The sequence below is a fragment of the Kosmotoga sp. genome, from assembly GCF_982836095.1.
Genome location: NZ_CEYIHJ010000158.1, coordinates 1 through 4,324 on the forward strand (window position 1 = coordinate 1; position 4,324 = coordinate 4,324).

General features: G+C 39.4%; 5 protein-coding genes and 1 pseudogene. 3 read left to right on the forward strand and 3 right to left on the reverse strand.

Annotation, left to right across the window (positions count from 1 at the left end):
- Nucleotides 1–15: 15 nt before the first annotated feature.
- From AC3LHT_RS09165 to AC3LHT_RS09175, 3 genes and pseudogenes are all read left to right on the forward strand, one after another.
- Nucleotides 16–650: pseudogene (locus AC3LHT_RS09165) on the forward strand (DEAD/DEAH box helicase); the annotation flags it as partial.
- 438 nt (nucleotides 651–1,088) lie between these two features.
- Nucleotides 1,089–1,316, forward strand: coding sequence for a DbpA RNA binding domain-containing protein (locus AC3LHT_RS09170; protein WP_488662678.1), 228 nt, complete (start codon nucleotides 1,089–1,091; stop codon nucleotides 1,314–1,316).
- Between the two features lie 100 nt (nucleotides 1,317–1,416).
- Nucleotides 1,417–2,091, forward strand: coding sequence for an HAD family hydrolase (locus tag AC3LHT_RS09175; RefSeq protein ID WP_488662674.1), 675 nt, complete (start codon nucleotides 1,417–1,419; stop codon nucleotides 2,089–2,091).
- Here the strand turns inward: AC3LHT_RS09175 and AC3LHT_RS09180 are convergent.
- From AC3LHT_RS09180 to AC3LHT_RS09190, 3 genes are all read right to left on the reverse strand, one after another.
- Nucleotides 2,088–2,915: a glycosyltransferase gene (locus tag AC3LHT_RS09180; RefSeq protein WP_488662675.1), complete on the reverse strand. Its 828-nt coding sequence runs from the start codon at nucleotides 2,913–2,915 to the stop codon at nucleotides 2,088–2,090. The two genes, AC3LHT_RS09175 and AC3LHT_RS09180, sit on opposite strands and share 4 nt — an antisense overlap.
- A 137-nt stretch (nucleotides 2,916–3,052) precedes the next feature.
- Entirely contained in the window at nucleotides 3,053–3,916 is an 864-nt protein-coding gene (locus tag AC3LHT_RS09185) for a patatin-like phospholipase family protein (RefSeq protein ID WP_488662676.1), read from the reverse strand.
- Nucleotides 3,917–4,042: 126 nt separating this feature from the next.
- A partial coding sequence (locus AC3LHT_RS09190; RefSeq protein ID WP_488662677.1) for a M23 family metallopeptidase occupies nucleotides 4,043–4,324 on the reverse strand: 282 nt, incomplete at its 5' end.

Consider the following 4,324-nt stretch of genomic DNA (forward strand, 5'->3'; position numbering starts at 1 on the left):
TTCAGTGTTTTACCTATCTTTGGCGGGCAGGCCTATTCCCGCCAAATCAATCGATTGCGAAAGGGAGTTGATATTGTTGTTGGAACTCCCGGGCGTATTTTGGACCTTATTCGAAAAAAGGCCCTGGATCTAAGCTCTGTAAAAATCGTTGTTTTAGATGAAGCCGATGAAATGTTAAGCATGGGTTTTATCGGGGATATCCGGTCTATTCTTGAAGAAGTCCCGGAAACACGGCAAACTGCTTTGTTTTCAGCAACCTTGCCGGCTCCTATCAAACAATTAGGTAAGCGGTACATGCATGATCCGCATTCCATTCTTATCAAGAAAAAACATCTAACTGTTGATAGTATTGAACAGCGTTATTACCTTGTAAAAAACAGAGATAAGTTTGCGGCAATTACGCGGATATTTGAAATTGAAAATATTGAGAAGGCTTTGGTGTTCGCTTCTACAAAAATCAGCACAGAGCAGTTAGCCAACAAATTATCCTCACGTGGATTCCAGGCTGAGGTGATCAACGGCAACCTGGATCAAAACGCACGATCCCGTGTATTAAAAAGATTTAAACAGAATGAGCTTAAAGTTCTTGTTGCAACGGATTGGCAGCGCGAGGTTTAGATATTGACGGAATATCCCATGTGTTCAATTACGATCTTCCCAGAGAAGTTGAAGGATACGTACACCGTATCGGCCGTACCGCCAGGGCTGGAAAAACAGGGATTGCGATCACATTGGTTACACCTAAAGAACTCTGGTTTATGAAGAGAATTGAAAAATTCACAAAAAAAGAAGCCGCCAGATGCGAAATTCCTACTGAGGAGAAGATCATTCACAAGCGGGAATTAGACCTTTTAGAAAGCCTGCGGATGTGGTTGAAACGTGGAAGATGCAATAAGGAAAAGGAGCTGATTTCCAGCCTGATGGGTGAAGGTTATGATCTCATGGATGTTGCAGCAGTTGCGCTGAAAATAGCCCGAGCAGATGAAAAACAAAGACCGATTGAAGTTTTTCAAAAAGCATACGAGAGAGAACCCAGAAGGAATAATAGGAAAAGCTATCAAAAACGGTCTTCAGCCCATGAAGCTGGCATGGTGCGCATTTTGATCAACAGCGGCAGAAAAAACGGGATCAATCCTGGTGAGGTCGTTGGATCCATTGCTCGTTTTTCAAATATTCCAGGGAGCTCCATTGGAAAGATTCTCATCAAAGATAATCATACTTTTGTTGATGTTGAAGCGAGATATGCCGATAAGGTTTTAGAAAATACTGGAAAGATAAAAATGAGAAGAGAATTGATCACATTTACATGTGTTTAAGACAAGCAGCAGCAACCCCTTTTTAAAAACTTGTGAGTCAAAGCTTCGATTTCGGTATAATACTACCTGCACATACAATAAGAATTGAAAGATATAAGATATGCTAATAATAGATTCTTTGAAAGCGTGTATTTTTGACTTTGATGGAATTTTAGTGGAATCTGAGCCAATATTTAACCGCACCTGGATTAAGGCTTCCTTGGAGTATGGATATGAACTCGATGAAAGCTTTTTTATACAATGCTACGGTTTATCACTTACCGATATTAAACAAATTTGTTTCGATCGATTTGGAAATGATTTTCCATTTGAACAAATACTAAAAAATGGCACCAAATATTTCAATGAAGATATTGAGGCGCATGGGCTTCCTGTTCGCGAAAATGCCCTTGAGGTGAAGCGTTTCTTCACACAGAGGGGATTCAAAGTAGCTGTTGCCAGTTCAACATATAAAGAAACTTTAAAATCAAGATTAAGTAAAATAGAGCAATTACACGAGTTTCCAGTTATTGTTGGGGGAGATGAAGTATTAAGATCAAAACCCGACCCTGAGATATTTTTGAAAGCCGCATCACTGTTGAAGGTTGACCCTCAAGAATGTGTTGTGCTGGAAGATTCAGAGAATGGTGCGGTGGCAGCAAAAAGAGCCGGGATGCTTGTCTTTATTGTAAAAGACCTGGCCCCCATCACTGCCAGGTCCAGGCAGCATGCTGATGCCGTTTTTCCCTCTCATGGTGAATTGTTAGATTTCTTGAAATCGAAGAAGCACAGCTAGTAAACTTCAAAATCAAATAATGCCCTGAATTCTTTCACTCTTTCTATGATTTTCTTATATTGTTTATAAAAATCTTTATCCTCATAATATCCTATCAAAGGAAAGATTTTTTCTTTTCTTTGAGTATTAAAAGCCCTTAGTATTGCTTTAGAGAATTTAATTACACTGCCTGTTGATGTGCTTCCTTTATGAATGATAAAAACTGTAAACTCATCATTCACAATCAATGGTTTGTAATCTTTAATTAATTTTAACCACAAGCTGTATTCAACGACAGCATTCTTATTTTCATTAAATCCCCCATATAACTGGACAGCTTCTCGTCTCATAAAAGTATTTTCATGGGAGATGATATTCATTCCTGATAAAGCTCTTTCTGGGTTGATTTTTAAGAGATGTGTCTGGGGTATTGCAATTATTTTGCCTTTAATTTCAACTAAGAAGTTGCCAGTGAGCCACACAAGGTCTGGGTTTTTCATGAAATAAGAAGCCGCTTTTTCCAGAGATTCTTTTTTATAGTAGTAATCATCTGAATGCAGATAGTGAACAATGTCCCCGGTTGCTTCTTTTGTTGCAACATTCAAGGCGTTTGCCACACCATTTGGCTGAGACTGTATGAATTTAATGCTGTATTCCTTTTTATTTTGCTCAATATATGTTTTTATTATCTCTAAAGTTTTATCAGTTGAATAAGAATCATTAATAATATGTTCGATATTTTTATAAGTCTGCTTCTGAACACTTTCCAAAGCTTTTTTTAAATACTTCTCGCTATTAAATGTGCATGTGATGATACTTATCATTGGGTAATTATATTTTTTCATTATAGGACTACAAATCTATTAATTAAGAATCGGTTTCTAAAATGTTTATTTTTGATATAATTTAATTCAGATGCTTGACACATCCCATAACCTATTTATTAAATGATATTTCTTGGGAAAATTACTTGCTTAACAGATTAGGTCAGATCACTAGCTAGATTAAGGGAAAGTCTTAAGTCTGCGAGTATGGGCTGTGTAACTTCTTCTCCAAGAGCGATCAGTTCTGAAGCATGTGTGTACCCTGTTAGAGATGTAACCCCAGAAGAAATCTGCGGTTGAAGCAAAAACTCTGGTTTATCAGATTGAATTTTATTTTCAACTTGTTGGGTTAACAATATGTCCATTGACTCCAATAAAATCAAGAGTAATTCCCCCAATGGAGTAAATGAAAGGAGAGTTCGATTTGATTCCCTCCATTGCTCTTTTCCACGGCCATGCCATCCAACATCCACAGCTAGAACAACGTCCGCTCCCATAGCGCGGACAACATCTACAGGTAAATTATTTAGTAGCCCGCCATCTACTAAACGCATCCCATCACTCTCTACTGGGATAAATATACCCGGGATAGAGATAGTCGCACGTATTGCATCAGCTATCGAGCCTTTGGTAATGTGTATTTCTCTGCTGCTGTTTAGATCAACAGCTATTATTGTAAGTGGAATTTGCAGGTCATCAAATGTCATGCTATGCAACTGTTGATCGAAGAAACTATGTAATTTCTCGCCTTTAAATATACCTTTTTGAGGTAGGATTGGGTCGGCCAATCGTGCAAGCCTACTGGCTGTCCCCACATGACAGGCAATTTCCTCGATCTGTGATGGATCTAATCCAGCAGCAAAACTGGCTGCAATGACTCCCCCCATACTGGCGCCAGCCAAAAAGTCTATCTGGATACCAGCGCTGCTCAAGGCTTTTAATACACCTATGTGAGCCAGCCCTCTTGCTCCTCCTCCGCTTAATGCAACTCCAAGTTTAGGTTTGTTTTCCGGGAAAATCATTTCTAACTACACCTTTCATGTTTTATGACTTGAATCAGTAGGTTTTATAACACTGTCTGTGGTTTTCTTAAAATGCCAATATTTCACTCAGTACTTGAAGCGAAATTTATATCCTTATCCCGAATGTTATTGTAAGAAATCCCAGGGATTTACACGACCGTATTCATCGTTGCGCATCTCAAAATGCAAATGCGGTCCGCTTGAGTTGCCCGTGCTGCCCATCAACCCAATCGTATCTCCCTGATAAACTTCTTGACCGCAGCCCACATGAATCTGACTGAGGTGCGCATAAAGCGTCTGCCAGCCGAACCCATGATCAACAACGATCATCTCGCCATATCCCCAATCGTTCCAGCCGGCATAAACCACCACACCAGCGCCGGAGGCGAAAATGGCATCTCCCTCGTA